Origin of the sequence: Solidesulfovibrio alcoholivorans DSM 5433, assembly GCF_000702665.1 — a bacterium.
In the GTDB taxonomy this organism is placed as follows: domain Bacteria; phylum Desulfobacterota; class Desulfovibrionia; order Desulfovibrionales; family Desulfovibrionaceae; genus Solidesulfovibrio; species Solidesulfovibrio alcoholivorans.
In genome coordinates this window covers 1-2,672 of sequence record NZ_JNJA01000050.1, presented here as the reverse complement: position 1 = coordinate 2,672, position 2,672 = coordinate 1, and the positions used below count along the sequence as shown (strand labels likewise).

General features: G+C 58.3%; 5 protein-coding genes and 1 pseudogene. All 6 read left to right on the top strand.

Going from position 1 to position 2,672, the window contains the following annotated elements:
• A pseudogene (locus Q368_RS26525) lies at positions 1-294 on the top strand (hypothetical protein); the annotation flags it as partial.
• 2 nt (positions 295-296) lie between these two features.
• Positions 297-485, top strand: a complete 189-nt coding sequence (locus tag Q368_RS23620) for a hypothetical protein (protein ID WP_043786760.1) — start codon at positions 297-299, stop codon at positions 483-485.
• Positions 482-856 carry a hypothetical protein gene (locus Q368_RS0122690; RefSeq protein ID WP_029461294.1) on the top strand — a complete coding sequence of 125 codons (375 nt, stop codon included), beginning with the start codon at positions 482-484 and terminating at the stop codon, positions 854-856. Before Q368_RS23620 ends, Q368_RS0122690 begins: the two co-directional genes overlap by 4 nt.
• Positions 857-860: 4 nt before the next feature.
• The gene (locus tag Q368_RS0122685; RefSeq protein WP_029461293.1) at positions 861-1,088 is read left to right on the top strand and encodes a hypothetical protein; all 228 of its coding nucleotides are present in this window, start codon (positions 861-863) and stop codon (positions 1,086-1,088) included.
• 54 nt (positions 1,089-1,142) lie between these two features.
• Positions 1,143-2,165, top strand: a complete 1,023-nt coding sequence (locus tag Q368_RS0122680; RefSeq protein WP_156955903.1) for a hypothetical protein — start codon at positions 1,143-1,145, stop codon at positions 2,163-2,165.
• 327 nt (positions 2,166-2,492) lie between these two features.
• On the top strand, positions 2,493-2,672 hold a 180-nt coding region (locus tag Q368_RS26840; protein ID WP_211249811.1), incomplete at its 3' end, for a hypothetical protein.

The following is a 2,672-nucleotide window of genomic DNA, read 5'->3' as shown; positions in this document are numbered from 1 at the left end:
ACGAACAAGGCGCTTGAGGTGGCTTTATCTGGCGATGGTCCGGTGCTGCGGGCGATCTTGGACAGATTGTGTCCTGCCAAGCGGGATGCCCCCGTCGCGGTCGAACTGCCTCCGCTGAAATCCGCCTCCGACCTTCCTACCGCCATGTCCGCTATTCTGGCGGCCACCGCTGCCGGAGAACTGACCCCGAGCGAAGCCGCCGCCCTGGCCGGACTGGTGGAGACGCACCGCCGAGCGATTGAAACCTCTAGCCTTGAGGTACGTATTGCGGCCCTGGAGACCAAAGGGGTTTGAACATGGCGAGTCTGAATGCCCGCGTCACGAAATTGGAAGAAACCGCCACACCGAAACGGACGTTTTTTGTTGTCGTCGAAGAAGAGGGCGTAAACCCGCTTCCTGCATACTTAATTCAACACCCCGAGAACGCGGGAAGCAACATCCTAGTGATCGACACCGGGATTTATCGCCCGAGGGGAACCGCATGAAAAGTCTAAAAGCCCGTCTTGGCCGCCTCGAAGGAAACCGTCCGGCCGGAGACATCACGGCCCATGCCCGCGCCTTCGCCAGGGCCGCCCTTGAGGTCAAAACCGGTCACACCGTCACGGACGGGCCGTTGCTCGACCGACTGGCCACCTGGGGCGCGGATCACGGAGTTTCCGTCAAGGGGCTCTTGGGCAGGATGGCCGGGGTGAATCGGATGGCTTCCTACCTTGGGGGGCACGAGGTCGTGCCCGGGACCGGTGCCTTTACTGACATCCACGGCAAGACCGCCGAAGACCTCTTGGCCATGTTTGACGCGGGTCAGGTGGATGAACGCGACCTGTTAACCTTGTACGGATTTCAACCACAGGAGTAGTAAAGTGAGCATCAAGAAGCGGTTAGAGGCCTTGGAGGCCCGCGAAGGGACATCCACACTCGGCGAATGCCTGGCCTTCGTGGATCAGCTCGGGCGAGATTTTTCCGATGTTGCGCCGACGACACAGGAAGCCCGGGAACGGATGGCCGAGGATGTGCAACGGCGCGGCGGGCCAGTCACCTACATGCATAATCTCCTTGCCGAGATCGACGGGGAGACCGCACACCTGTAACCAGCAACGCAGCATCAGGACGTTGCCAAGGAGGATGACAGGATGTCGTCCAATATGTTCGGCCAGATCGGTTCCATGTTCAACATGGCGGCCAACGGGTTTGACCCCTTCCAAAAGATTGATTTCCCCGACAGCGGGAATTTCTGGGTTTCGCACGCCAATAAGGCGTCCACCCTGTCCAATCCCTACTCCGGCCTTTCCTACACCAGCCCCGGCGACTACAAGCAGATGTCGCAATGGTCATCGTGGATAAACCCGAACCAGACCTACACGGGGCAATACAAAGACAACAATTATTCCATGGACACGGCGCAGTCCATGTACAAGCAGCCGAGCAACGGGGCGTGGGACAAGTACCAGACCAACCTCCAGCAGCCCGGCGAGATTGCGGCGAAGAACGCCTACGATTCCGCGATGCAAGCCATCAAGGGTTCCATGGGTGGCAAGGGCATGTATGGTTCGTCCGTGATGAACCAGCAGGCCAACGACAAGGCGTACAAGACCTATTCCGACACGCTTACGACCAATGCCGCCCAAGCTGCGTCCCAGGCGCAGCAGGCGCGCGACTCGTCGAATCAATATCTCGCCAGCCTCGCCAACAACATTTATGGCACCCGTACGGGCGAGTGGAACAACCTTGCCAATCGGGAAACACAAGTCGGGCTGGCGCAAAATCAATTCAATCAGTCTCAGGATCAGCAGAAGTTGTCCGAACTCGCGGCGCTCAATTCCTACAACCTTCAGAACGCCAACGCGCAGAACAATTGGAATATGACGCAGGCACAGAACGAAGGGAACTGGAATTGGAACACAAACGCGTATGACAACAACCTGCAAAAGTCGTGGTGGGATGGGTACTACATGCCCCAGATTTCCTGGGACCAGTCGGAACGCCAGAACTTGTTCAAGAACTACTTGACATGGTGGGACATGGGGAATCCGACTGAAGAACAGAAAATGCAAAACGAGACCGCGAATCTTGCGGCTGAACGCTCCATGGCTAACTCAGCGAGCACACAAAAAATGTGGAACGGCATTGGCAGCATTGCCGGCGGGCTGCTCGGTCGATTTTGGTAGCCGCACCTATAAACGAAAAGACGGGGCCGGGGTGACTCGGCCCTTTTTGTTGCCGCGCCTGCTCAAAAAATGCACGGCAGGCGCGAGAAGGCCTGTAGTGCCCAATAGAGCGACTTTTGTACGCTACACGACCTTTGTGTCGTAGACGGCGAAAACGCGGCTAGAATTGGCGCTATTGCGGTTCCCTGCGGGAGCATGTTGAGATCAGCGAGAACCTGCACCGGGCGGAACTGACGGCATTGGAGCGGGACAAACTGGTGAAGGAATGGGTGGAGATGACGGAAGAGAAACTGCCCCAAGTTGGGGCGGTTTCTGGGGGGAGAGGCAATGAAGGAGGCGTTCGTCTCGCCGCTCGCCTTCCACAGGTCGGTGAGCGACACCATTTCGTCGTTGGTTTTGACGGCCTGCATCGCGTGTAACTGCCCGCCCCCACCTGGCGACAACGTGTTCGGCGAAAGACAGAATGTAGGTTCCCCCTCCCTCGAAGCCTCGGGCCTCCCCCCGGGG